This is a genomic window from Mucilaginibacter aquariorum (genome assembly GCF_024498135.1).
Taxonomy (GTDB): domain Bacteria; phylum Bacteroidota; class Bacteroidia; order Sphingobacteriales; family Sphingobacteriaceae; genus Mucilaginibacter; species Mucilaginibacter aquariorum.
Window position 1 is genome coordinate 1 of record NZ_JANHOH010000001.1, and the last position, 25,870, is coordinate 25,870.

Annotated in this window: 19 protein-coding genes; 12 read left to right on the forward strand and 7 right to left on the reverse strand. The window is 40.6% G+C overall.

What is annotated here, in order from left to right; all coding sequences use genetic code 11:
* Window positions 1-690, reverse strand: a 690-nt coding sequence (gene gmd / locus NPE20_RS00005; RefSeq protein ID WP_256536534.1) for a GDP-mannose 4,6-dehydratase, incomplete at its 3' end; no start/stop codon positions are given.
* Between the two features lie 115 nt (window positions 691-805).
* On the opposite strand from gmd, the gene NPE20_RS00010 reads away from it, so the two are divergent.
* Window positions 806-2,086, forward strand: a complete 1,281-nt coding sequence (locus tag NPE20_RS00010; RefSeq protein ID WP_256536535.1) for a hypothetical protein — start codon at window positions 806-808, stop codon at window positions 2,084-2,086.
* A gap of 3 nt (window positions 2,087-2,089) precedes the next feature.
* Here the strand turns inward: NPE20_RS00010 and NPE20_RS00015 are convergent, their stop codons facing one another.
* The 4 genes from NPE20_RS00015 to NPE20_RS00030 all read right to left on the reverse strand — a co-directional run bounded on the left by NPE20_RS00015 (window position 2,090) and on the right by NPE20_RS00030 (window position 7,675).
* Entirely contained in the window at window positions 2,090-2,506 is a 417-nt protein-coding gene (locus NPE20_RS00015; RefSeq protein ID WP_256536536.1) for a response regulator, read from the reverse strand.
* 45 nt (window positions 2,507-2,551) lie between these two features.
* A complete protein-coding gene (locus NPE20_RS00020) occupies window positions 2,552-4,006 on the reverse strand; it encodes a PAS domain-containing sensor histidine kinase (RefSeq protein ID WP_256536537.1) in 1,455 nt (484 codons plus the stop codon).
* 518 nt (window positions 4,007-4,524) lie between these two features.
* A complete protein-coding gene (locus tag NPE20_RS00025) occupies window positions 4,525-5,934 on the reverse strand; it encodes an undecaprenyl-phosphate glucose phosphotransferase (RefSeq protein ID WP_354003213.1) in 1,410 nt (469 codons plus the stop codon).
* A 424-nt stretch (window positions 5,935-6,358) separates the two neighbouring features.
* Window positions 6,359-7,675 carry a right-handed parallel beta-helix repeat-containing protein gene (locus tag NPE20_RS00030; RefSeq protein ID WP_256536539.1) on the reverse strand — a complete coding sequence of 439 codons (1,317 nt, stop codon included), beginning with the start codon at window positions 7,673-7,675 and terminating at the stop codon, window positions 6,359-6,361.
* A 272-nt stretch (window positions 7,676-7,947) separates the two neighbouring features.
* Here NPE20_RS00030 and NPE20_RS00035 point away from each other — a divergent pair, with 272 nt between their 5' ends.
* The 7 genes from NPE20_RS00035 to NPE20_RS00065 all read left to right on the forward strand — a co-directional run bounded on the left by NPE20_RS00035 (window position 7,948) and on the right by NPE20_RS00065 (window position 15,698).
* Window positions 7,948-8,739, forward strand: coding sequence for a polysaccharide biosynthesis/export family protein (locus NPE20_RS00035; protein WP_256536540.1), 792 nt, complete (start codon window positions 7,948-7,950; stop codon window positions 8,737-8,739).
* Between the two features lie 5 nt (window positions 8,740-8,744).
* A complete protein-coding gene (locus NPE20_RS00040; RefSeq protein ID WP_256536541.1) occupies window positions 8,745-11,096 on the forward strand; it encodes a GumC family protein in 2,352 nt (783 codons plus the stop codon).
* 165 nt (window positions 11,097-11,261) lie between these two features.
* Window positions 11,262-12,473 (forward strand): O-antigen ligase family protein, encoded by a 1,212-nt coding sequence (locus NPE20_RS00045; RefSeq protein ID WP_256536542.1) that lies wholly within the window; start codon window positions 11,262-11,264, stop codon window positions 12,471-12,473.
* Window positions 12,442-13,485, forward strand: a complete 1,044-nt coding sequence (locus NPE20_RS00050) for a glycosyltransferase (protein ID WP_256536543.1) — start codon at window positions 12,442-12,444, stop codon at window positions 13,483-13,485. Before NPE20_RS00045 ends, NPE20_RS00050 begins: the two co-directional genes overlap by 32 nt.
* 29 nt (window positions 13,486-13,514) lie before the next feature.
* Window positions 13,515-14,045 carry a serine acetyltransferase gene (locus NPE20_RS26800; RefSeq protein ID WP_290427151.1) on the forward strand — a complete coding sequence of 177 codons (531 nt, stop codon included), beginning with the start codon at window positions 13,515-13,517 and terminating at the stop codon, window positions 14,043-14,045.
* Window positions 14,038-15,150, forward strand: a complete 1,113-nt coding sequence (locus tag NPE20_RS00060) for a glycosyltransferase family 4 protein (protein ID WP_256536544.1) — start codon at window positions 14,038-14,040, stop codon at window positions 15,148-15,150. The genes NPE20_RS26800 and NPE20_RS00060 overlap by 8 nt, the downstream gene beginning before the upstream one ends.
* On the forward strand, window positions 15,147-15,698 hold the full coding sequence (locus tag NPE20_RS00065; protein WP_256536545.1) for an acyltransferase: 552 nt from the start codon (window positions 15,147-15,149) through the stop codon (window positions 15,696-15,698). Before NPE20_RS00060 ends, NPE20_RS00065 begins: the two co-directional genes overlap by 4 nt.
* A gap of 9 nt (window positions 15,699-15,707) precedes the next feature.
* Here NPE20_RS00065 and NPE20_RS00070 read toward each other — a convergent pair whose 3' ends face one another.
* Window positions 15,708-17,687 carry a right-handed parallel beta-helix repeat-containing protein gene (locus NPE20_RS00070; RefSeq protein ID WP_256536546.1) on the reverse strand — a complete coding sequence of 660 codons (1,980 nt, stop codon included), beginning with the start codon at window positions 17,685-17,687 and terminating at the stop codon, window positions 15,708-15,710.
* 287 nt (window positions 17,688-17,974) lie between these two features.
* Between NPE20_RS00070 and NPE20_RS00075 the strand changes: the two genes are divergently transcribed.
* The 4 genes from NPE20_RS00075 to NPE20_RS00090 all read left to right on the forward strand — a co-directional run bounded on the left by NPE20_RS00075 (window position 17,975) and on the right by NPE20_RS00090 (window position 21,247).
* Window positions 17,975-18,718: a WecB/TagA/CpsF family glycosyltransferase gene (locus tag NPE20_RS00075; protein WP_256536547.1), complete on the forward strand. Its 744-nt coding sequence runs from the start codon at window positions 17,975-17,977 to the stop codon at window positions 18,716-18,718.
* Window positions 18,719-18,805: 87 nt separating this feature from the next.
* A complete protein-coding gene (locus tag NPE20_RS00080; RefSeq protein WP_256536548.1) occupies window positions 18,806-20,281 on the forward strand; it encodes an oligosaccharide flippase family protein in 1,476 nt (491 codons plus the stop codon).
* Window positions 20,282-20,402: 121 nt separating this feature from the next.
* The gene (locus NPE20_RS00085; protein ID WP_256536549.1) at window positions 20,403-20,813 is read left to right on the forward strand and encodes a response regulator; all 411 of its coding nucleotides are present in this window, start codon (window positions 20,403-20,405) and stop codon (window positions 20,811-20,813) included.
* 86 nt (window positions 20,814-20,899) lie between these two features.
* On the forward strand, window positions 20,900-21,247 hold the full coding sequence (locus NPE20_RS00090) for a hypothetical protein (protein WP_256536550.1): 348 nt from the start codon (window positions 20,900-20,902) through the stop codon (window positions 21,245-21,247).
* Window positions 21,248-21,394: 147 nt separating this feature from the next.
* On the opposite strand, the gene NPE20_RS00095 is transcribed toward NPE20_RS00090, so the two are convergent.
* Entirely contained in the window at window positions 21,395-25,543 is a 4,149-nt protein-coding gene (locus NPE20_RS00095) for a hybrid sensor histidine kinase/response regulator (RefSeq protein WP_256536551.1), read from the reverse strand.
* Window positions 25,544-25,870: the final 327 nt, after the last annotated feature.

The window sequence follows — 25,870 nt, forward strand, 5'->3', positions numbered from 1 at the left end:
CTTTGCATGGCCCCAATCGCGCTGAGCGGATAAATTGCCTACGTACAGGCAATCCTGCAGGCCTAAGCTGATCTTGGCAACGGCGCGGGTAATTTTACGGGTAACAAAAGTTTCGCCGCGTATAGGGCTTTCGTGGTTAAACAATATACCGTTGCAGGCATACATTTGATATGCTTCGCGGTAGTTCACAATGATCCAGTAGCCGTAAAGTTTGGCTACCGCATAGGGTGATCGTGGATAAAAAGGGGTGGTTTCGCTTTGCGGGACATGCTGCACCAAACCATAAAGTTCTGATGTAGATGCCTGGTATAAACGTGTTTTTTTGGTAAGGCCTAATAACCTAATTGCTTCCAGTATACGTAATACACCAATACCATCGGTATTAGCGGTATACTCGGGAGAATCAAAACTTACCTTAACATGGCTTTGGGCGCCAAGGTTATATATTTCATCCGGCTGTATCTCCTGGATAAGCCGGGTTAAATTCATAGCATCAGTAAGATCGCCATAGTGCAGATGTAATTTAACGCCGCTTTCATGCGGGTCGTGGTACAAATGGTCTATCCTGTCTGTATTAAAAGATGACGCCCGGCGTTTAATGCCGTGTACCTCGTATCCCTTTTTCAGTAAAAACTCAGCTAAATATGCGCCGTCCTGGCCAGTTATGCCCGTTATTAAAGCCTTTTTCATTAACAATATTATAAGATGCAATATTATTAAATTAATTGTAAAAGCTTGTACCTTCCGGTTCGGTGCAACAAAATGGTCTATACAAACGTAAACCGGCGAGTTAATCATTGACATTATGCAACGTACAGTCGTATTCATCGCCCTTTTATTATTCGCCAGCTGCAAAAAAAGCAATACAGATACAGAGGTACCAAAGGAGACAACCATAGCGAGGGAGACGGATACCGAGGTTGAAAATATAGCAAACGGTGCCTCAACTGCACTTTCAACCTTGCCTAAGCGTGTGGCCTTCGGTACGGAGGGTGATATTTCTCAGAGCGCTCAATTTATTAAGGAAGCTGATTATCAATATCAATATTTGGCAGGTGACATTTTCTCAAATGGATGGACGACATGGAATTCACCCACAGGCGAGTTTGCCCGCGCGTTTTTAAAGCAAACCGGAAAAATGGGAAAGGTTCCGGTATTTAGTTATTACAACATCGTGCCTGCCAAAGGTCGTTACCAGGACCCGGGCTTTAGTAACTTAACCGATCCTGAGGTAATGAATAAATACTTTGCTGACTGGAAATTTTTACTCCAGATATGTAAAGAGTATGGTAAAACTGTTATTATCCATTACGAACCCGATCTGTTAGGTTACATGCAGATGTACAGAAACGATGCCTCCAAAAGTGTTATCATGGTCAGCAGTAGTAAAAATGCAGACGTTAAAACTTTTTCAAACGATGCTCGCGGCCTTTCACAGGCTATCGTGGCTATGCGGAATAAGTACGCGCCTAATGTGTTATTAGGCTGGCACGCTTCGCAATGGGCTACAGGCTATGATCTGATAAAGGGTAAAGCTGACCCCGAAAAATTAGCTATGGAAACCGCTGCTTATTACAAATCATTAAACGCGCGGTTTGACCTCATCTTTTCTGAGTTTTCTGACAGGGACGCCGGATATGATCAAATTGTAAGTGGGAAAATGAACACCCTATGGTCAGTACAAAGTAATGAAGCCAATAATTACCTGAGTGATTTTGACCGGTTTCAACGATACCTTAAAAGATTGAACCTGGAAACAAAGCAAAAAATCATTTTATGGCAAATTCCCATTGGCAATTCTCTTACAAGGACCTGTAATAATTCACGCGGGCATTATAAAGATAATCGGGCGGAGTATTTTTTGCAGCCAGTACTTAATAATGGAAACTCAGAGAAAATAGCCCAATATGGGCAGGCCGGCGTGATCGCCTTTTTGTTTGGAAGAGGTGCAAGCGACTGCACGAGTTTTATGGATGCCCGTGGTGACGGAATAACCGGCGCTACGGAAACTGCGGATGATGATGGCGGCTACTTACGTAAGGCGATTAAAGCCTACTATCAGAATGGGCCGGTTATATTACCATAATGGTCAGGCAGATTGTTTACTTAAACCTACCGAAAAAATAAAGGAGAACTGCTGCGCATTTACCGGCTTTATAATATAATCGGTAATAGCTGAATGATTTTGCACCTTTACGATATCCGCATAATCGATAGAGGAAGTGACCATGAAAATCGGGATCCGTTTGGGTAGGCGCGGTTTAATATGTTCGAAAGCTTTAACGAACTCCCAACCATCCATTACCGGCATGTCAATATCCAGAAAAATCACATCAGGTAACTTATCGCCGCTTGTTTGGTCTGTCAGAAAATCTATAGCATCCTTTCCGTTACCAAAATCTACTATGTCTGAACATAATCCCTTCATTTTTACAAATTTGCGAAAAGCATATTTGTAAATTTCATCATTGTCTATGATCCAGACCGTCTGTATTGTGTTATCCATGCGTGTTTTATATACGGATACGGTATCTAAATGGTTACACCCTTATTATACAAGTTTTATAATAAAGCGGGTACCTACGTTTAAAGTGCTCTCCACGTTAATCTCTCCGCCAAGCGCTTCAATTTGATTACGGGTGATGTAAAGTCCGATCCCCTGTGCATCACTGTTTCTATGAAAGGTTTGATACAGGCCGAAAATCTTGCTCCCATATCGCTCCATGTCTATACCCAGCCCGTTATCTTCAAAAATTAAATAGCAGTGCCCGTTTTCAAATTTGCTTTCACATCTAATTATCGCGTCACGTTCGGGATGACGATATTTTAAAGCATTTGTCAAAAGATTGTGGAAAATACTTTCGAGGTAGGCCGGTAGATACTCAACAGATCTGCACTTGCTGAAATCGTAACTGACAGTGGCATGGGCAGCCTCAATATTAGTTTGCAACGCGCCTACTATATTTTTGAAAAGTAAGTCGAATTCAATCAATGTCTTTGCGTTATCTTTTTCGGAATCTATTTTAATGATTTCGTTTAGATGTTCGATCATGGTATTTAAAGTACTACTGATCGTTTTTATATGGCCAAATACTTCGGGCCGGTCTTCATCCGTTTCCTCATGAAGATTAACCATGATCTGTAGATTCCCTATATATGATCGCAAATTATGGGAAACTATGTAGGCAAAGTTTTCTAAACGCTTATTTTTTTGATTAACGATATTAAGCGATGACTTTAGTTTGTTTTCATTTTGCTTGCTATGGTCGATATTCTGTATGATTCCTTTTATGACAAAGCATTTACCGTAATGATCGATGTTAGCTACAGCCTTTAATTTAACCCATATCGCATTGTTTCTGGCCGTTATCATTTTAAGGTCGAAGTCGAAGGGCCGGCAATTTGTGATACAGGTTTGAATCGCGCTGTTTATTTGCGATTGGTTATGCGGTTCAAAAAAGCTAACTAACTGCTCTATTTCTGTAATATGCTGTTTCAGCTCAAAAATATCCAGTGCTTCGTTACTTAAATAAAGCTTGTTAGCAGCTACATCAATTTCCCACCTGCCTAAATTAACCAGTTGGTTCGTTTCGGTTACCAGCCGGTTATCCGTAGTTAGCTTGAATTGCGAAACTTTAAATTGATGGATATTGATGATCGTTCCGGTAAGTTTATCGCTATGCTTTTGGGTGTTGCTTTGAAACCACTCATAGCCGCTTTTTGTTAATAACCGTATGTACACAACATCCAACTGGTTGTGCTGCGTGTCATTTACGGATTTTAAGAAAATACTTTTATCCTCGTAATAGATCAGGTTGTCGGTAAAATTTGAGTAGGAGCATTCAATTTCCCCGGGTTCATACCCTAGGATCCTGTAAAAACCGATCGACCATCTTACTTTTTTAGTGAGATCATCCAGTTCCCATACGCCGGCGTTGGCGGTGTTAATTACTTGTGCAAGGTTAGGCGTGTCATTATCAAACAGGTAACTCTCAAATAAACTCATATTTCATCACCATTTTATCTGCTGTCATGATTTAACAGTTTAAAAGTACAACATCCCGTTCAATCAGTATTGCATTATTCCTGTATGGAGTTATTTTACGGTGATCGACGCTTAAATGTTTCATAGTTAAGCAACTTGCTCATAAGGTTTTTAACCGGGCTTATACTGTCAGCAAATTTATGCCTGTAAAAACAAGAAACACAATAACATTTGCAGTAAGTAACTTGTGTAATAAAAAAGTTGCTGAAGAAAACATTTATCTCGAACGGATCACTTTCTCGCATTGTGTTTAATTTACTGGAAAAAAAATGAAATTAGTGTAACTAAATTTAATATACGTCGTACTAAGGTTCATGGAAGATTCGAAAACAATAAGTCATTCCTGGCTAAGTTCCAAATCCGGAATAATAGCGATCGTTATCATAGGTAACTTAATGGTTATTGGACTACTGGCGCTTATATATATCGTTTTGTAATATTTCAAACATCGCGTCCTTCTTATTACTTATCGTCCGCGGTTAGTATGCCTGCTCTTCCCCTTTAAAAATGTTTATAACGGTAAGGAAGATGATCCTTATATCAAGCATTAATGACCAGTTCTCCATGTACCAAATGTCGTGTTCTACCCTCATTTCCATTAGTTTGGCGTCTTTCGTCTCTCCCCTGAAGCCGCTCACCTGGGCCCATCCACTGATGCCGGGCTTTAAGAACTGACGGATCATATACTTATCTATGATAACGCGGTATTGCTCGGTATGAGATAACATATGAGGCCTTGGGCCGATAATGCTCATATGACCAAGCAGGACATTAAAGAACTGAGGGAACTCGTCAAGACTGGTTTTGCGCATAAAACGTCCGATAGAGGTGACCCGGTCATCGTTACGGCTTGCCTGCCTGTGCCCGTTACCATCGTTCATCCGCATACTTCTGAATTTGTAGCACCAAAAGGGGGTGTTATCACGACCGGACCTCAATTGCTTAAAAATTATGGGTCCCGGACTCTGGAGTTTTATAATAAGGGCCAAAATAGGGTATAACCAGCTCAATACAAATAGGATAACCAGGGCGCTTACAATGATATCAAACGCGCGTTTTCTGAAGCGGTTGTCTATCGACTCCAAAGGCTCATTTCGAGCAGAGAGTACCATGAAGTTACCCCGTTTATCAAACTTAAAGTCTTGTTGAAAATCGGTGAAATTTGGGACAAAGTTTAGGCGTACACAATGCTTTTCGCCTTCTGATATCAGCTCTTTAAGATCATCCATCTTATTCGTATCGACGCAAACGTATAATTCGTTTATTCCAGAGCTGACCGCTTTTTTTAACTGTTGGGTAGAAGATGATAGTATCAATTCACCGCGCTCATTTACCATCGCGGTCTCTTCTTCTAAAAAACCTCTGAAATTTATGGTAGATTGATTAGAAAGATATTCCGCTAAATGCAGGCCGCCATTATTCATTCCGATGACCGCTACTGATTTACGTAACTCAAAATTGTCGTTCAATAAATTTTGGAAGGCGGTGCCGGTAAATCGACTGAGTATAAAGCTTAAGATGGTCAGAAAGTAGAACAGAACGAAAAAGGCTTTCGGAAAATTCAACATGTTCGTAAAAAACATGTAAGCCAGGAAAAAGCATATATGTAATGCCACGCCGCGCCAGGTCGTTTTGAATATGGCTTCGATCTTATGCAGTGTGTTCCCGGAATACATCCGGACTATACTGGTACAAATGATCCAGATCAAATTGCACACTACCACGTTATCCCTGTACATGGAAAGGTCTATAACCCGGTAGTATTTATTCGTTAAATAGAAACCAAGAAAAAAACAAAAATTTATAAGTATTAGGTCTGTCAGTATGAGGATAAATCGTAATAAGTACAAGTATCTAGATTCCATGACAATGGTCTTTGCAATTATCATACTAAAAAAACTTTCAGCTTAAATGATGGGATTTTAAACTTCAGACGGGGAAATAAAACCCAATGTGTCTTTTTTATTCCTCAATAATCATATTATGCTGTTATGCGTAAAAGATACCGGGCAGTTCGGACCCTGCTTCCTCCTGTTCCTAATGGATAAACTAAAATGTGAAGTACCAGACGGGAACCGTTTACTGAAAGAATTACTGCTGTGTAAGGGGGCTAACAAGCCGGAAGCGTGGTGTCTGCGGTCGGTTTTAAAATTTTAGAATAGCCCGCAGTCCCGCGGGAATTTTTTTCTACGTTGTGAGAAAAAACTTCCTACACGATAGGTCACCTGCCTTTAAACGTTAATAAGGCTTTTATTATTAATTAAAGATTAACATTTTTTTTACAAATGGCGGCTACCGAGAAAAATATCCGCATTAAAACTCATAAGCACCGATATCAGGTTTGCCCTTTATTCTTTGCGTTTTTTCGAAGTCTGTGGAACTATAGCTGATAGGATTTCCATGATCAATAGCCGGACTTTTGCTCTTTAGTTTAAAATTCGCTTTGATACTATTTACAGGGCTAACAAATAATGGGTCCTCATATATACACGAAGGACTGGTGATGCTGATCACCGCCCTTGAGGGATTGGTTATATTATAATGCAGGTTGTTTTCGTAAATAAGGTTACTGTTAGCATAATTGGAGTTCAAAATAACATTTGCATCGGATATCAATATATTATTGACGATCTTGTTATCGTCGCCCATTCCGGAAAGTATCTGGCCTGCTTTCAGCCCGCTGCTTTGAGAGTTACAGAAGGCAGTATTATTGATCATATCAACATGATCACTCTGAAAAGAGTGTATTCCCGTTCCACCATTATACCAGCATACGTTGTTCTCGATCAAAGTTCTTGAACGGTATCTGCCTAGCTTTGATCCATTCTGCCGGTTTCTGAAGTCGTCAATAATAATTCCGTTACCGTCATTTATCTCGCATGTTTTGAACCAGGGAACAAAAGAATTATTATTATAACACTTATTTCTACGAATAAAGTTGTGGTAACCATTAGTATGATTTGAGTTCCAGAACTGATAAAAAGCTATTCCGCTTGTCCCAAACAAGCTATACCAACAGTTGTTGTAGACCAGGTTGTCTTCTACGGTTATATAATCTGCCTGTGTTGCACCAATGCCGCCGCCGCCGCAATCATGCACGCTGTTGCCGGCAATAATTATATGATGGGAATGTTTGCCGTTTTTTCCTTCAATCGTTAAGCCGTTTCCGTTAAATTGGGGGGCAAATTTGCCCTTTTTATTTTGGCAGCCACCCGGTTGCTGCAGGGCGTGTTTAAGCGTAACCTGCGCGTTGTTCCCTATTATTTCAAACCCGGATACCTTTATATAGCTGACCCCGCTTTTTATAGAGATACCCGCCCACCCGTTAAAGCGAATGACAGGGGCGTGTCCCTTGTAGTTCATGTAGATAATGTACCTGTTTTTACTTCCGCTTCTTGATATGTCCAGAACGTTACAACTGGCACAGTCGTTTGTATAGGTGCCGTTCATTACAAAAACTGTGTCGCCCGGCCTGGTAAGTTTTGCTGCGCTCTGTATGCTTTTTTTTGGTTTATCAGGGCTAACGCCTTTACTTTTATCATCTCCACGGGTAGCGTTCACATAATAGTTCCTGGCAGTGACAGCTGTAGTGTTAATGGCGAGGAATAAAAATAAACAGAAGTATCTCATCTTAATTACTAACATGCGGCCAAATACATCAAAGCCGGACAAACAAATAAACAACTTATAAGCAATATTATTTTATCAAGTTTAACTGAAAAGTGATTAAAAGCGACCGGCCATTTAAATAAGCTATGGTATGCTTGGCATTAATGTTGCATACAGTCTGCCTCGGTAACAGTAATGAGTATTTTACTGTGATAAGTTAACTGCAAATTAAATTCATTCATTTTATAAATATCGTTTAACCACTTGCTTAATTATTCCTTCAGTAAAAAATCATGAGTAACACATTTATCAAACCAAAATTTTTATTGCTTTCATTTGCCTGCCTGGCAACCCTGCTGATCCAGTCGTCTTGCAACTCTTACAAAAAAATCCCGTATTTTGAAGATGTCAACATGGCCAAAGTAACCAGCGAAGATATCAGTAATTATACTGATCTGACAATTCAGCCGCATACGCAGTTGGCCATAAGTGTTTCGAGTAAAAACCCTGAAGCCGATGCTGTTTTTAGCAACAATATTCAAAATGCGGGTGCCAATACCAGTAACTCCAATTACGGCTATACGGTTAATCAGAAAGGAGAGGTTAAACTGCCTCTGCTTGGTTTTGTAAAAGTTTCCGGTTTGACTTCCCAGCAACTTTCAGAACAATTAGAGCATAAACTTGCGCCTTTCTTAAGCGCACCTTCGGTAACAGTTACGGTGATGAATTTCAAAGTAGCTGTAATTGGTGATGTTTTGAGACCAAATGTTTATACCAGCCCAAGCGAAAGACTAACCATCACTGAAGCTTTAGGTTTAGCCGGCGATATGAATATAACCGCGATACGTGACCGGGTCATATTAGTGAGAGAGATCAACGCTAAAAGAGAATACATCCCTGTCGATTTGACTTCGAAGACGCTTTTTCAATCTCCTTATTTCTATCTTAAAGCCAACGATCTTATTTACGTAACGCCAGGTAAATCAAAATTATCTACCGTAAGTGATAAAGGCTATCAAAATGCCAGTTTGATCATATCGGCTTTATCAGTTATAGCGATCACCATTTCCTTATTTAGGCGATAACAATCATGAATAACAACAGATCTTCAGGTAGAAGGGAGGATGACGCCCGGTTTGCGGACATACGAACAGTATTGGCCAAATACATCTATCATTGGCCAATATTTTTACTTGGGCTTATCCTGGCTTTATCAGCCGCATACATTTATGTAAAATCCGTTAACCCGGTGTACAAAATAGGAGCTACGATCCTGGTTAAGGATGAAAAGAAAGTCCCTCAGGAAAAAACAGCGCTGCAGGAGCTTGATCAGTCAAGTGCTCCTAAAAATGCAGAAACAGAAATTCAGATCTTAAAGTCATCGGAATTAGTTAGCCGGGTAGTCACTGATCTGAGTTTATGGGTAAACTATAAAAGCGGTGATTCCTGGCGTATGGCTAAGGATATCTATAAAACATCTCCGGTCAAGTTCCTGGCATTACAGGAACTTGATCTGAAAACTGAACAAGCTTTTGAGATCCTCATAAAGGACCAGGGCAGCTACCAGGTAACAGCGGGTGACGGGAACAGCCGGACTTTTAAGTTCAATGAAGTTGTAAATAATGACTTCGGAAAATGGATGTTAAAACCTACTGAATTTACCAAAGGATATGTTGGAAAAAAAATAAAGGTAGTTGTAAAGGATGCCAGTAAGGTTACCAATGAATATGTTAAAGCGCTTGATATTCATTTGCTGGATAAAGCGACACCTACTATCGGTATATTTTTAGATGATGAGGTGCCGGAAAGAGGCAAGCTTATCGTTAACTATCTGATCAAATCTTATAACGAAGTCACTTCTTCGGAAGAAAAGAGATCAACGGAAAGTACGTTAAGATTTATAAATGATCGCCTCGCATCCTTAACGGGTGAATTGAATTCGGCGGAGGATGAAGTGGAAGGTTACAGAAGCAGCCAGGGACTGACAGATATTAATTCGCAGTCGAAGGTTTATCTGGAAAATGTACAGGCGAATGATAATAAATTAAACGAAGTAAACGTCCAGCTGAATATTATTGATGGGATCGAGCGATATGTAAATTCCACATCAAACAATGAAAACCCACCGGCAACGGTTGGGATCTCCGACCCTGCTTTAAACAGCCTGATAGACAAAGTTGCCCAGTTACAGCTCAAGAGGTCTGCCTTGTTGGCTACCACACCTATCGGCAACCCTGTTTTTGAGCCTTTAGAACGGCAGATCAACACAACGAAGATCGCGATCAAACAAAATATCGGTAGTATTAAATCCTCCCTGCTTGCAGCTAAAAGAGAACTGCAATCTTTCAATAATAAGTTTGAATCATCCATAAGAAATATCCCGGGTCAGGAACGGCAGTTTATAGGGAAAAAACGGCAGCAATCTATCAAAGAAAACCTTTACGTTTATCTGCTGCAAAAGAAGGAAGAAGTGTCGTTGAGCTATGCATCAACGCTCGCGGACGCCCGGATCGTGGATAAGGCAAACGTTGAAGATACGGTATGGCCAAAGATGTCGCTAATATTGGCGATCGCGTTATTAGCTGGTTTTGGATTACCTTTTCTACTGATATTTTTTAGATCCGCCTTGAAAAATAAGGTCGTAGACAGGAACCAGATCCAATCCGCTGTTGGGATAAAGGTATTGAGCGAATTTTCAAAGCATGATGAAGACACGTCAATTTTCACGAATAATAACCACATTATTGGTGAGCAGTTCAAGTATTTGAGAACAAACCTGCATTATTTGCATGAAAATAAAAAGGGCAGGGGGCGGGTCACCCTGCTTACTTCCAGTGTGTCTAATGAAGGTAAGAGCTTTATAAGTTCTAACCTGGCCGTATCACTGGCTAATACCGGTCGCAGGACAGTGATCCTGGAAATGGACCTTCGCAGGCCAAAAATATCATCTATATTCAATTTAGATAAGAAACATCAGGGGATAAGTGAGTATCTCGCTTCTGATATGTCAGTCAATGATATTGTTCAGGCAACGAACATCGAAAACCTATTTGTTTTAAGCAGTGGGGATATTCCGCCAAATCCTTCCGAGCTGCTGGAAAAAGACCGTTTGGAACAGTTATTAGACGCTTTAAGGGAAACGTTTGATGATATTATTATCGACAGCCCGCCGGTGCACCTGGTAACTGACGCGATAATCATCAGCAGGGTAACTGATGTTTCGCTGTATATTATCCGGCAGGGTGAAACCAGCCGGTCAGAGTTGTCTTTTATCAGGGAGATTTATGAGGATGAGAAGCTTCCCAAAATGAATGTGATCTTTAACGGGGTGACGGCCGGAAAATATGGATATGGTTATAGCTATGATACCAGCTACTATACGCATAAGTCAAATCAGCCTGCGCTGACAAGAAAATGGAAATTATTTTTAAATCGCTTTTAGTAGTTCCGGCCATTTCATTTAACGGTTAACCTATCGATACAAATGTCAAACAACCTTATTTTTATTTTACCGGTTGTAACGTTAGTATTATTCTTGCTAAACGTTTTTTTTAAGGGGAATACGGTTCAATCCTGCTTGCTTTTTGTATTGTTTTTTTTGCCTTTAATGGATCTGAAGATAACTAAAGAAGCTTGGGGAGGTTTTAAAACATTTGATGCGATAAGCTACTATTGTTTGATATTCCTGTTGAAAGACTTTTTAACCATAGACAAAAAGAACAGGACCAATTTTTATTTCGTCCTGTTCGTTCTGTTTTCTGTCATTGTTCTCATTGGCGGGCTGGCTTCAGAATTTCCGGACAAAACATTCCTCAACCTGGTCAAAATCTTTCCTGTGTTTATATATGCAAGGTTTTTTATTAAGGAATGTTACCTTGACCCATCTTTCCAGGCGCGGGCGGTCAAAGCCGTAAAAATAAGTTATACAGCCGCCCTGATCTTTCTGTTTATCCAATGGGTAGTAGGTCTTAGATTTACCTTTTATCCGGAACTCGGGCCAAATACTTTTGACGCTACTCTTAATTTGATCAGGTATCCCGGGGTGTTTTATGATTCGCAAGCAAGCGGGCAGTTCCTGGCTATGGGGTGTTTTGTTTTTCTGTTCAATGCCAAAGACGCTACCAAAAAAAATCTCAGCATCAACTATATTTTATTCGCGCTCTCTATTACCGGTATTTTTTTGGCAGGCAGCAGGGCCGCTTTCGGAGGGTTCATCGTAGGTTTGCTGGTTGTTTTTTTTATGGCAGCTAACAAGTACCGGATATATGGTGTTTTTCTAATATTTATTGTCGCCGCTGCTTATATGTTTGTAGCCCCCAACAAGGGCGTTTTTGCGAGGACGGCCAATATATCGGAGGATTACCTGTTTCGAAAATCAATTTGGGAAAAAGCGATAGAGATATCAAAAGAACACCCCTATTTAGGGATAGGTATGGAGAATTATCAAAAGTATGTCATGCGCCACGCGCAAGATCAGTATCTGGAAATCAATGAGGGCGAATTATTGTATTTCAGTCAGCCTGAAAACGGCTATCTGAAGATAATGGTCGAATTAGGTTTTACGGGATTTATCATTTTTATGTTCTTTTTGACCGTACCGGTAATTACCGGTATGATATATAAAATAATAGGCTGGGTAGATTACAGGATATCGTTTTTTGTAGCGTCTTTAATATGCTTTCTCGTTGAATTTAATACCGTGTACTCGATTTGGGATAACCGTATATTACTTTTAGTGGTAACTATGATCGCGCTGATTGTCTCATATCCAATGACGCCGGTAAAAAATGATGAAATTGTTGGCAGCTATGTTAAATAACCTAAATCAATTAACCATGGTTTCCCTTTCCATCATTGTTCCTGTATATAACAAAGAGCGTTTCATTGATGATACCATCCGTTCGATACTCAATCAAACATTTGCCGATTTTGAATTGATATTGGTTAATGATGGTTCCACTGACGGTAGTTATCAGAAATGTCTTAAGTATAAAGAACTGGATAGCCGCATCGTCGTAATTGATCAGCAAAATGCAGGCGTATCCGCCGCGAGGAACAGCGGGCTGGATAAGGCCGGAGGAGCGTACATTGGATTTATAGATAGCGATGATACTATCGAGCCGGATATGTATGAGACACTCATCAACAATGCCCGTGAAAATAATGCTGACGTCTCAGTTTGCCGTATGCGCGTGGTCTTTCCTTATAAAACCGTTAGCCCGAGCGAATATGCGGGATCTGTTAACTATGGTCATGAAGACGCCCTGTCGATGTTTTTAAAAGGCGATTTCGATTATAGCGCAAATAATAAAATATTCAAATTAGATATCGCTCGTTCTATTCAATTTGAGGGCAGCATCTATGAAGACATTCTTTATGTGTGCAAAGCATTTTTGGCTGCTAAGAAGGTTGTCTTTGAGGGCGTTGTAAAGTATAATTACATCGTGAGAGATAATTCGGTAAGCATGAGTAGCTTCAATCCGAAATACTTTGAAACGATAAGCGTATCGGGAAAAATGGTTGAGCTTGTCACTGGCGAGAAAGAGAAATCGCTTATTTGGGCTAAGGCCTTTGACGTATCCGCGAATATATCGCTGCTGAATTTATTACTCATGGCAGGAAAGCACAATTACATTGATCAGTACGATCTAGTGGTTAACAATTTAAAAAAGTATGCTTCCTTCATAAAGGAAACAGGTGTGGTAAAGAAAAAGCATAAATACGCTTTTTTGCTACATACCGCCTCTCCTCGGATATACTCCGCCTTTATGTATCTTTATTGTTTGGTAACAAGATCGGAAGTGATCAAACGGACCGAGTTGAGCACTTGATTAATTATCATAAAAACTAAACCGATTACATGACCTTTTTTGAATTTATCTTACAGGATTGGGATGCTAACCACGGCAATGCGAAGGGCAGATTTATTCTGCTGCTGTTCCGACTGGCCAATTTTTGTTCCACACGTAAAATATATTATTATTTTGGATTTTTGTACCTCCTGTTTTACAGGGTATTGGTGGAATTTCTTTTCAGCATTGAAATTCCGTGGAACGTAAAGATAGGAAGAGGGTTATCTTTATTCCACGGGCAGGCGCTGGTCATGAACAATCAAGTGGTAATTGGTGAAAATTGTACGCTTCGGCATTCAACTACGATAGGCAATAAGCAATCAAAAGAAGGCGGGTTCACCGCCTCACCCGTGATTGGAAATAATGTAGATATTGGCAGCAACGTTTGCATCATAGGGAATATTCTGATTGGTGACAATGCTATGATCGGCTGTGGCGCGGTCGTGGTTAAGAATGTGCCCTCCGATAGTGTAGCGGTTGGGAACCCTACGGTGATCAAATTAAAGGACCAGGATAAATATCAATATACTTATGAATAAGGCAAAGATATTATTCAGTATGCCGAGCAAGCATCACGTGGAAATAGCCCTGGATGAAATGACCGGTTTGCAGGAGCTCGGTTATGAATGCGATTCATTTACTTATGCGGCTAAAACAGGTTATACGTCTGGCTTAGCGCGGTTACTCGTGATTTTTCAAAATGCTTTTAACCTGGTTGGTACAGCCTACAGGTTTAAACCGGACATTATCTATTTCAATTCAAGGTTGGAACAGTTAGCCGGAATCCGTGATTTCTTGACAATTATCATTTGCAAGGTATTTTATGTGAGAAAGCCTATATTTATCATAAAATCCCACGGGTCGGATATTGACGCACTGGAAAATGGTGGCTTTGTATTCAGAAAGGTAGTGTTGCCATTTTTGAAGAAGAATATTGCCGCATGGCTTTACTTATCATCAGAAGAAAGAGAAAAACTATCATTTGCTAATTATTTTAATGACAATAGGATATTCATTACGAAAAATATTGTCCGGACTGAGCAGTTTAAGAAGGACCTGGGGTTTAAAAAGAGATTAGGTATCCCGGAAGAAAATAAGGTGCTGTTATTTGTCGGCCGTGTTATTGACCAAAAAGGGGTCATGGAAGTCATAGATGCTTTCTCCTATATCAAATTGGGGTACAAAGTAACGCTTATAATTGTTGGGGACGGGGACGCAATGGATGAGGTAAGAAACAAAATTGTAAAAAGTGCCTTGGCCAATAATGTTATATTGACAGGGTTTATACCAGAACAGGATGTTGTCGCATATTATTCCAACAGTGATATTTTGGTCTTCCCTACTTTTTTTCCCGAAGGGTTTCCAATGGCTTTGTTTAATGCGGTAGGGGCAGGCATGGCCGTGGTCACGACTAAGACGAGGGCGGCTAATGACTACTTAACGGAGCCTGAAAATTGCTTATGGGTGAAACCGAAGGATAGTCAGGATGTCGTGCATGCCCTCGATAGACTATTGCAGTCAAACGAATTGATGGACTTGATGGGCGGGAATAATATAGAGAAGGCGAAACTGTTTAGCAGGCAACAGGTGGCGGCAGAACTGGCTGTAATTTTTGATCTTGTTAGTCATCAATATAAGCTATGATAAGATTTTTAAAGAGCTTACGGAATTTAATTCTCCGTAAGATAATTTACAGAAGATACCAGATCGGCGAGGGCTTTTACAGCGGGGTGAGGGTTAGATTGTGGGCCAGGCAAAAAATCGTTATCGGTCGTGATTTCTATATAGGCCGTGATTCGTTTATTGAAACAGATGCGGTTATAGGGAACAATGTGATTTTTGCTAATCGTGTCGCTTTGATCGGCAAATATGATCACCATTACCAGCAAATAGGGGTGGCGATAAGGCACGCGTCTCAGATAAGGGATAAAGGTTACGCATGGCACGGCTTGAATAGTTTAATTGTAATAGAGGACGATGTCTGGATCGGTTACAACAGCACTGTATTAAGCGGCGTGAAAATTGGCCAAGGGAGCATTGTCGCAGCCGGATCTGTTGTTGTTAGCGATATTGAACCTTATAGTATATACGGGGGGGTGCCTGCCAGAAAGATCAAAGATCGTTTTGATACTACCGAGGACCTAACAGCACATGTTAATTTATATGAACAACGCTACCCTGCTAAGGCATAATAACGCAGGTTACTTTTCATAGGTTTTATTGATCACCGCCGAATATTCAATCATAGGGAAATTATTGATCGTGCCTGGGTCAGACGCAATTAATATGACAGAGGAATAGGGGCTAAGCGTAACTGTTTTTGAGTAACGGTTGTTCTGTACATCAACATAACTGGAGCTAAGCTTGATGATCTTGGCTTCATTACTGGCGTTAAACTCGAAACGGATCTCCGTATCACCCGCGCCTGCATAGTTGGAGGCTGTCAATTTTTTCGTCCGAACAAAGTCCGTGTTTTTTGGGGCGCAATAAATATTGCTGTCTATCCGGCCAAATGAGGTGATATCATCCTGATTGGTGCTAAACTTTGCCGCTGTCTGCCTTGTATTTACGGAAAAGAAAGTATTCTTCTTTATGTTATTATTTCTGATGTATTTACTGGAGGCCAGGTAATGATCCTGCTCCAGCCGGAGTTGAACGCCATTATTAAATACAGTATTGCCGTAAATATTAATATCCTTCGCGTTATGCAATTTAATGCCGTTGTTAGCGCACAAAGAGACGGTATTATCCAATATGTTGACACTTTCGGTATTATCATCTATATAAATACCTTCGGCCTGTAAGGAGTTAACCCGGTCGGTACCGGAACTGTTACCGATACCGTGAAGGATGATGTTGCCCTCCACTCTTTTATTTGTCGTTTTTGACCAGTCACCCAGATAAATCCCAGCGCCGTCATCTTTTGTTAAGCAGAAATAAGTGATATAATTGTTTTTTGCTGACGCCGAATTACCGCCGAAATATATACCATTATATCCGACGCTGTCGATCCTGTTCTTTTCGATAACCGTATGATCACCAAATGAGGTGATCGCCTCATAAGTACCGGTGCCACTTTTACCCATTCCGGCCATTAACCCGGTGTTTTTTATAGTATTGTTACTAATTGAAGCGTTGATGCATCCGGCATCTAAATTAATACCGCCGCTTAAGGAATTATTAATCAGACAGTCCTGAACGCTTAAAAACGGACTGTAAGAAGCTAATATAGCTTCAGCCCCGGAATTTACCATGCTGCAGTTTTTTATTGTGATCCCTTTTGCCTGAATGATATTGAACGAATTTTTACCGGAACCCGTGAAGGAAATATCTTCAAATGTGATATAATTAGACCTTCGGATGTCCACAAGATTGGCAACAGAACTGGTCTTAACAATGACGGCAGATGGTTTATAGCTGCCAAAATAAACACACATGGTTTTCTTCTGCTTATCAAAATACCACTCACCTAACTTATCAAGTGTGTTGATATTATTCTGGATAAAATAGCCGTACTTGTTTTTCGGAGTATTGCTGTTACCCTCGAAGGTAAGCGTATTTCTATTATGGGATATAATAGCACTCCTGTCTATTATCCATCTTGTTTTTCTGATCACTATCTCAGCACCAGACCAATTAGGGCCACTTGCAAGCTGATTGTCCGTGATCGTGCCGTTGCCTGCATGCGAGTCGATTGTTAGATAGCCTGCGTTAGGATAACGCCCAATTTGTTGTGGCCTGTTGTTGATAAGCAGATCGGTGCCCGCAACGTTGCAGGGAGTTTCAAAAATTCCTTTTTTAACCTCTTTCCATGAGCTTAATGTCACAAGTCCGGTTACTTCCGGCTTGATGCCGGTTCCGTATGCACCAAAATAAATAGGCGCGAGTACATAACCGGATTTCGACGGCACAATTGAACCGTAATATATCTCACCTCTCTTGAATAAAACACTATCCCCGGCCTTGAGATATTTGAAGAACCCGTTCAATTTTTCAATACTTTTCCATGGTGTTTTTTGGTCACGGGCCTGGCTACTGGTATAGTCGTCGTTCCCCGTTGAAGCAGAAATATAATATGTAGCAGAATACCCCGCATTGGATAAAAATGTAAAAATTAACAATAAAATAAACCCGGAAAAGCTTTTGCTTAAGAAGGCTATTGGGCTTTTTATTTTGTTCATGTGACGGTCGTTAAGTGTTGAAGTGCCAGAAAACTTTAAAATGTATAGTCCGGCGTTTTCTAATTATAGCGGGGTATACGCCTGTTTAGAATAAAAGGTTACACTTGGGAATGATCTTTGAACGGGGATCATTGTGGAATTCATGCCACGTTGACCAGTGGGATGAGGTCTCAAATCCCCGTCCGGAACATTCGGCCTTTCTTGAACTGTAAAGTCATAGCTATTTAAGTTTATGATAAAAGCGGTACAGCTATTGCTTATGCAGAACAGTAACTATCAGCTTTTAAATGACGCCTAATAAATCCGTTAAATTCTCCGGGTATTCAATATTTTCCGGTGATCTTCAACATATCAGCACCGATAAAAAATACATAGTCAACACTATTAATCAATTTTCCTATACGATCGCAGAGGAGGATCCCGAGTTTAAAGAGGCCTTACTGGATTCGGATATTTTATTACCGGATGGTGTCGGAATCACAGTCGCTGTCGGATTTCTGAAAAAAATAACAATAAAGAAAATCGCGGGCGCTGATATTCACCGGCACCTGTTAGAAAAATTGAATAAAACCGGCGGTCGTTGTTTTTATTTAGGCTCTGGTGAAGAGACGTTAAGCCTGATCAGGAAAAAACTCAAACAAGAGTTTCCGAATATTAACGCGGGCTTTTATTCTCCGCCTTATAAACCATCATTTTCGGCACAGGACACAGCGGAAATGCTAAAGGCGGTGAATCAGTTTAAGCCGGATGTTTTATTTGTCGGAATGACCGCGCCGAAGCAGGAAAAATGGATATTTCAAAACAAAACGTCAATAGAGAGCAACGTAATTTGCGCCATTGGTGCAGTCTTCGATTTCTATGCAGGTACCGTTGTCCGGCCTTCCAAATATTGGCGGGCTTTCGGTTTAGAGTGGTTTATCCGTTTAATCAAAGAACCCAGGCGGATGTATAAACGCTATTTATATTACGGCCCTGTTTTTATCATGCAGCTATTAAAAATGAAATACAAAACCGTATTTGTTCAGGCTTGATATATCAGACCAATCAATAGCGATACCTGATTGGCGGCACCAACCTATTCATTTAGCACATACAAACATATAAGGTTTTATATCAATATGGGATTTTTAAATCGTTCAGGTTTAGTAAATAATAGTCTTTGGGGCTTATGCTCCACGGTATTTCAGACTTTATTTTTAAGCCTGTTCTTTGTTATTGTCTCACGCCATTACGTTATAAAGGAGTTTTCTGATTTTCTTATCGCCAATACGGTTTATCAGCTCATCGTAGGTTTTTCGTCTATGGGGCTCGGACACTGGTTCATACGTGAATATGCGCGCGAGACAGAGGATACGACCGCTTTGGTTTACCGGTTCATTAAAATTCAAGCACTCCTGGGAATAGTTTTTTATCTGATTAGTATTGGATTCGCGTTCGCTGTTTACCAGGATGAACATATAAGGGTATTATCCATTGTCCTGGGAACCAATATTATCTTTGACAACATCGTATACGCCTTAAAAAATTTAAATATTGCCCAGTCTGAACAAAAAAAATCGGCGATTATTATGGCACTTGACGGTTTGTTGAGATTAATTGCAGGTTGTGTTTTATTCTTATACCCCATATCACTGATTTATTTGTCGATCCTATTGGTAATAGTCCGCCTGGTTACTGTCAACCTATTCCTATATATAGGATCGGGAGGGGCCGTTAAAGTAACCGAACTATTTCGGTTTAAAATAACCTTACCCGACTTTAAAAGTAATGTTTTTGCGAACTGGCGGTTCATTTTGATCGTTGGCTCTTCCATAATTTTCTGGCGTAGCGCGACTATAATTATTTCGAAATATCTTACTGCTACTGATGTCGCTAATTATGAAGTTTCTTATAAGATCTTTTCCATGTTTACTATAATGGCTGTTGTCGCCTCTACGACAGTTTATCCCAAATTTGTAAAACTGGTCGCTGGCGGTGACGCAGTAGCCCTGCAGAAATTTTACCAGCTTGTATTTCTTGGTTATACAATATTTGCTGTGACCTCTTTCGCGTTTATACAGTCTTTTTCCGCCACGATCATACCATTTGTTTTCGGACATAAATTTGAGCTGGCATCGCGCTGTATGCAGGAAATGTTTTTAACCTTAATTGTTTTTCCAACGGTGCTTTTGCAGGCGAACTTAATAGTTGCCAAGAACATGGAAAAGGTAGACATGATCCTTAATTTCATCGTATTGTTAGTTAATGTGTCAGGGAGTTTAACGGGCTTATATTTTTACAAAAGCTTATCAGTAATTAACTATTCAATTTTTTCGGCATTTGTGTTATTTCATATATTACAGAGTGTCGTATTGGTAAAGTTAAAAGTAAGCACTTTCAAAAGCTCCTTTCTCTTCTACCTAACGGTAAGTATTTTTGTTGTTAGCTACGAATATATTGGGGATAAGTTCAACCCTGTTATCGTTTTTCTGTCTTTTCTGCTGTTTGTTGCATTTCCATTGCTGTTTGTTTTATGGAAAAAGATCAAAGATTACCTCGACCTAAGCCTAAAGGTTATCACAAAAGATAACATTCATCCGGTTATCAACCTGTAAATAAAAACGACCTGTTTTTTGGGTTCTACAGGTTACAACTTGATGCGTGTCATAATGAAGCTGCCTGGACATGGGACATGTCACTGCGCGGTTATTAATTAACGCACTAACTAATCTTCATATGTGTAAGCTGGTAATGATAGATGATAATCCGATAGAACACCTGATCATGCAGAGGCTTTTAGACCGTTATGGAATCTTCAAAGATGCTGTCCATTCGCTCGACGGCAGGATCATTATTGAATTTCTAAGAGAAAAAAACGCAGTGAGTATGCTGCCTGATCTGATTTTTTTAGATTTGGATATGCCGGGCTTTAGCGGCTGGGATTTTTTGGAACAATTTGAAAAATTGTATTTGCGATTAGCAAAGCCAATCAGCGTCTACGTAGTATCCTCTTCGGTATGCGATGAAGAAAGGTCAAGATCAGCACATTTTCCTTTTGTGAAAGAGTTTATATCAAAACCGGTTACAAAGGATAAATTGGAGATATTGTATTGTTTACATTATATACCATTCGCGGGCGACCGGTGAACTTAATTATCCGTATTCACATCATTAACGCTACACTCACGATAAATTAACTAATGCTGAGGAACCCTTCGGAACTTATTGAATCGATGAAAACGTTGGAACGTAATCTAGTGTATTGTTATATCTATGACTGTTTTGGATTCGACAACAGGATCAAGATCAAAATCATGCTGGAGGTGATGCGAATGGACCGCTCCAAAGAGTGGATCGATTCGGCATACGGAGATGCAGACCGCTTAATCGAAAAGGAGTCCGATGATACAATGTGGCAGGCAGCATTGGATGCAAGAAGCTGGCTCGACGGGGAGTTTGAACTGGAAGAATTGCTTTTCAGTGAAAGAGAGGGCTCAGAACGAACAGAAAGATTAGCGGATATTGAAGTCGAAAAGCCGGGCTGGTTGGTTGCAGCAATTACAGCAGCTGCACATCAGTAATAAGGTGCCTTATTTTATAAAATTATTTTGGCGTCATTCCCGAGAGGATTTTCATACTGGAGTTATTTTGCTCTCATTATCAAAACCTCGATATCGCTTGAGGTGAAAAGAGTGATGCCTTAACCAAATAACTGGGTGTCCCAGAATTTAAATGACGGCCTTTATCGGAATTGCTTTTACCCGTAAGGCCCATTTTTCTAATGTGTTGACGAAATCATCCAGTTTAAACGGTTTGCTGATATAGTCATCCATGCCCGCGTCCATACAAATTTCCACATCGGTTTGCAGCGCATTGGCAGTCATGGCAATAATAAAAGGATAAACCGGGTAACGTTTTTTGATTATGATGGTAGCTTCCAGCCCGTCCATTTTTGGCATTTGTACATCCATAAAAATAATATCGAATGTTTTTTTATTGACCAGTTCCAGTACCTCCAGGCCATCTGCGGCCAGGTCTGCTTCATACCCCAACTTACTCAAAACTTTCATGATCAGTTTTTGGTTCATAAGGTTATCTTCTGCCACCAGGATGTGAAGCGGATATTTTTGCGCAAAATTATCGGGTAATTTTTGTTTTGCTATTTCAGGCTGCAGGGAGCTACTGATTGTTGAATTTCCCTGTTTGCTCAATTCTTCGCTGAGATGTTTAGCTAAAATGTGCTGTTTAACGGGTTTGGTAAGGATGGAGCAAAAAAGGCCGGGATTATCCTTATGGTAGATGTGGCTGATCGAGCTCAAAAGCATGACGGGTAGCCCCGGGCATTGTTTGGCAATTAATGTTGCCAGTTCAACCCCATCCATAAACGGCATTTGCATATCTGAGATCACCAGGTTAAAATCAGGATCCAGGGATAACAGATGTAGCGCTTCCTTACCGGAATATGCGATCACTGCCTTCAGTTTCCATTGTTCCAATTGTGCCGTTAAGATGCGGCAGTTGGTATGGTTATCATCAACTACCAATATTTTTTTGCCCTCAAAACCGTTCATGTCGACACTCATGACGGTTTGAAGCTGCTTCGTGCTTTTTTGCGTATGGATGGAAAAACGGAACATACTTCCTTTACCGATTTCACTTTCTACCTCAATTTTTCCGCCCATGAGTTTTACAAGCTGTTCGCTGATCACCAAGCCCAGGCCGGTCCCGCCGTATTGACGCGTTGTTGATGAATCAACCTGGGAAAATGCTTTAAACAGGCGATGCAGTTTGTCAGCAGGAATCCCGATACCGGTATCTCTGATCTCAAAGCCTAATTCGAGCCCGGGATCATTGTTGCTAATCAAATAGATCCGCACAAATATTTCCCCTTTTTTGGTAAACTTGATCGCATTGCTTATTAAATTGATCAGGATCTGCCGAAGCCTTAAGTTATCACCAATGATCTGGGTGGGCACGTCATCGGCGATCAGGTACACAAGGTCCAGTTCCAGTTGAGCGGCCCTTATTGTGAATACATCAAATACCTCTTCTACACAGGTACGCAGGCTGAAATCCCTTTCCTCCAGGTCCATCTTGCCTGACTCTATTTTTGAAAAATCTAAAATATCATTGATCACTGCCAGCAGATCTTCCCCGCAGGTCTGAATAGAGTCGGCAAAAGTTCGCTGTTCATCATCCAATGGGGTTTCAGCAAGCAGGGCGGCCATGCCAATTACCCCGTTCATTGGGGTGCGGATCTCATGGCTCATGGTTGCCAAAAATACACTCTTGGCCCGGTTTGCTTCCTCTGCTTCCAGCGCCGACCTTTTTTCCTCTTCAATGGCATGTGCCAATTGCGCGGTGCGTTCTTCAACCTGGCGCTCCAGCTCCTTTTTCTGCTGCAAAATGGCGCGCGTCCGGATGAAGTAAAATGCGGGCCCGCTGCCCATAAAAACTAAAGCAAGGATTGTCTTAAACCACCAGGTAAGCCAAAAGGGTGGTATAATCGTCAGCACAATGAAGGTGTCCCTTTTATTCCATCCGCCGTCATTATTCGATCCCTTTACTCTGAAGGTATAGGTACCCGCATCCAGATTGGTGTAGGTAGCCGTTCGTCTGGAGCCTGCAAAATTCCAATCCTTATCAAAGCCATCCAGCTTATAAGCATACTGATTTTTTTCGGGGTTGATGTAATTTAAAGCTGCAAATTCAAATGTAATGACAGATTGTTTATAAGAAAGGCTGATCGATCGGGTTTCCCTGATATCTTTTTGAAGCGGAGAATCTTTATCGCCGATAGTTATCTGCTTATTAAAGATCTGAAAACCGGTGATGTAAACGGGCGGGATAAAGGCATTGTCTTTTAAGCTATCAGGATAAAAGCTGCTAAAACCATTGACGCCGCCAAAGAATAGTTGCCCGTCTGCCGTTTGAAAGGCAGAATGGCCCTTAAATTCATCCCCCTGTAATCCATCGGAAATGCCATAATTCCGGATAGCTTTTGTTTGGGGATTAAACCTGGAGATTCCTTTGTTGGTACTTAGCCAGAAATTCCCTGCACGATCTTTTAAGATCGCATAGACTACATTACTTGGCAAACCTTCTTTTTCGGTATAGGAAGTAAATGTTTTGCTCCGCCGGTTAAAATGATTTAGCCCCCCGCCATTGGTACCCAGCCATATATCGCCATTTTCCGCTTCAGTAATGTACTCTATCGTATTATTTGATAAACTCTGCTTGTTTTTCTCCTCATGCCTGTAATGTGTGAAATGACCGGTTTTAGGGTCAAGCAGATCCAGGCCGCTATGCGTGCCTATCCACATGATTCCTTGCTTGTCCTGGAAAACGATCGTTACAATATCGTTGCTTAAGCTGTTATTATCTTTTGGGTTGTTTTTATACCGGGTAAAAAACCCGGTTTTTATGTTGTAAAAGTTAAGGCCCCCTTTCCAGGTCCCCAACCATATATTGCCATCCCTGTCCTTATATATATTATTGATATCAGAAACAGAAAGACTGTTCGGATGATTTGCCTTCGGCATGTGATGTGCAAAAGCGCCGTTTTTTTTATCGAACATATCGAAACCGCCAACGTGGTAACCAAGGGCGATCATGTTTTTGTTAATGGGCATTATCGCCATAATGTAATCATTACTGGGTGTATTGATCTTATTATGCTTGTGAAGGTAATGGACAAAGGTCTTTTTCTTCCTGTTAAATAAATTCAGCCCACCACCATCGGTGCCGATCCAAATATTTTCATCGCTGTCATCACCTGAGATGGACAAAACATTATTATTACTTAAACTATTTTGGTTGTTTGGGTTTTGGCTATAGGTGTCAAATTTATCCTTCAGACCAGGTAAAAAGTTGACACCGCCTGAATAAGTTCCGATCCAGGTGTTCCCTATATCATCTTTATATAAACAATAAACAGAATTGCTGCTTAGGCTGGCAGGATCATTTACATTGTATTTGTAAGAAATAAATTTATTTGCAGAACGATCAAATACACTGATGCCGCCATTTTCGGTACCTATCCATAGTTTACCATCGTTCGCTTCCATGATCGAAAGGATATCGTTATGGCTAATGCTGTTAGGGTTATGCACATCATTTTTGAAATTGATAAAAGAATTGTCTTTACGGTTATATAAGGCCAGCCCACCGCCGCGTGTTCCAGCCCATATATCGCCTTTGCGATCCTTATATACTGCCTTTACCCAGTCCGAGCTGATGCTTTTCCTATTTTTAGGGTCATGAGCATAACGGGCAGACTTGCCGCTTTTGGGATTAAAGCGGTATAAGCCCTCATCAGTGCCTATCCACAGCCAGCCATCGTTATCTTCGGTAAGCTGAGATATGAAACCACGTGCCAAGCCATCGGCCTTATTAATACCGGGACTGGTAGTGCCTTTGGCTGTATTAAATAGATACAGTCCCCCGCTTGTGCCCAGCCAGATCCTTTTTTTACTATCCTCAAAGATTGCATTAACATCATCCGTTGAATGTTTATTTGAATAATGAATGAACCTGTTTGTTTTCCGGTCAAATCTATCCAGGCCACTGCTGGTACCGACCCAAAAATTTCCGGCATGATCTTCCAGAATGGCCATCACATCACTGTCGGTAATACTTGTTTTGTCGTTTTGGTCGTGTTTAAAGTGGGTAAATTGATAACCATCGTACCTGTCAAGGCCATCTTCTGTGCCAAACCACATAAACCCCCTGCTGTCTTTCAAAATAGCGCTTACATGGCTTTGAGCAAGGCCTTCGTTGGTAGAAAGCCTTTTGAATTTTGGACCTTGTGTTTGCGCAGCGGATAAAAGGGGGCAAAGCAGATATAAGCAGGAAATAAAAAGGAATCGCTTTTTCATTTTATCGTATTACTGCTTTTCCGTGGAAAGGCTGTTAATGATCAACTTATCTTTAAACACGCACGCCGCTGGCAGATCAATCAAAAGACATTATGGATAAGATCTGTGGTAATTCTGTCGGTTTTATTTTGTTTGGATCATGCCGGCCAAAAACCATCGGTTAGCATGATGAAAATGAATTTCTCCGCTATTTATTGAGGGGTTTAAATCAGGACCCGGCTATCTTTAAAACGAAATTTCAGCAGTTGTAATGATTTTCTTATCGTGCACTATGTTTTATTATAGGTTAAATAGTGATAGGTCGTTATACGGTATTTTATGAAAAAA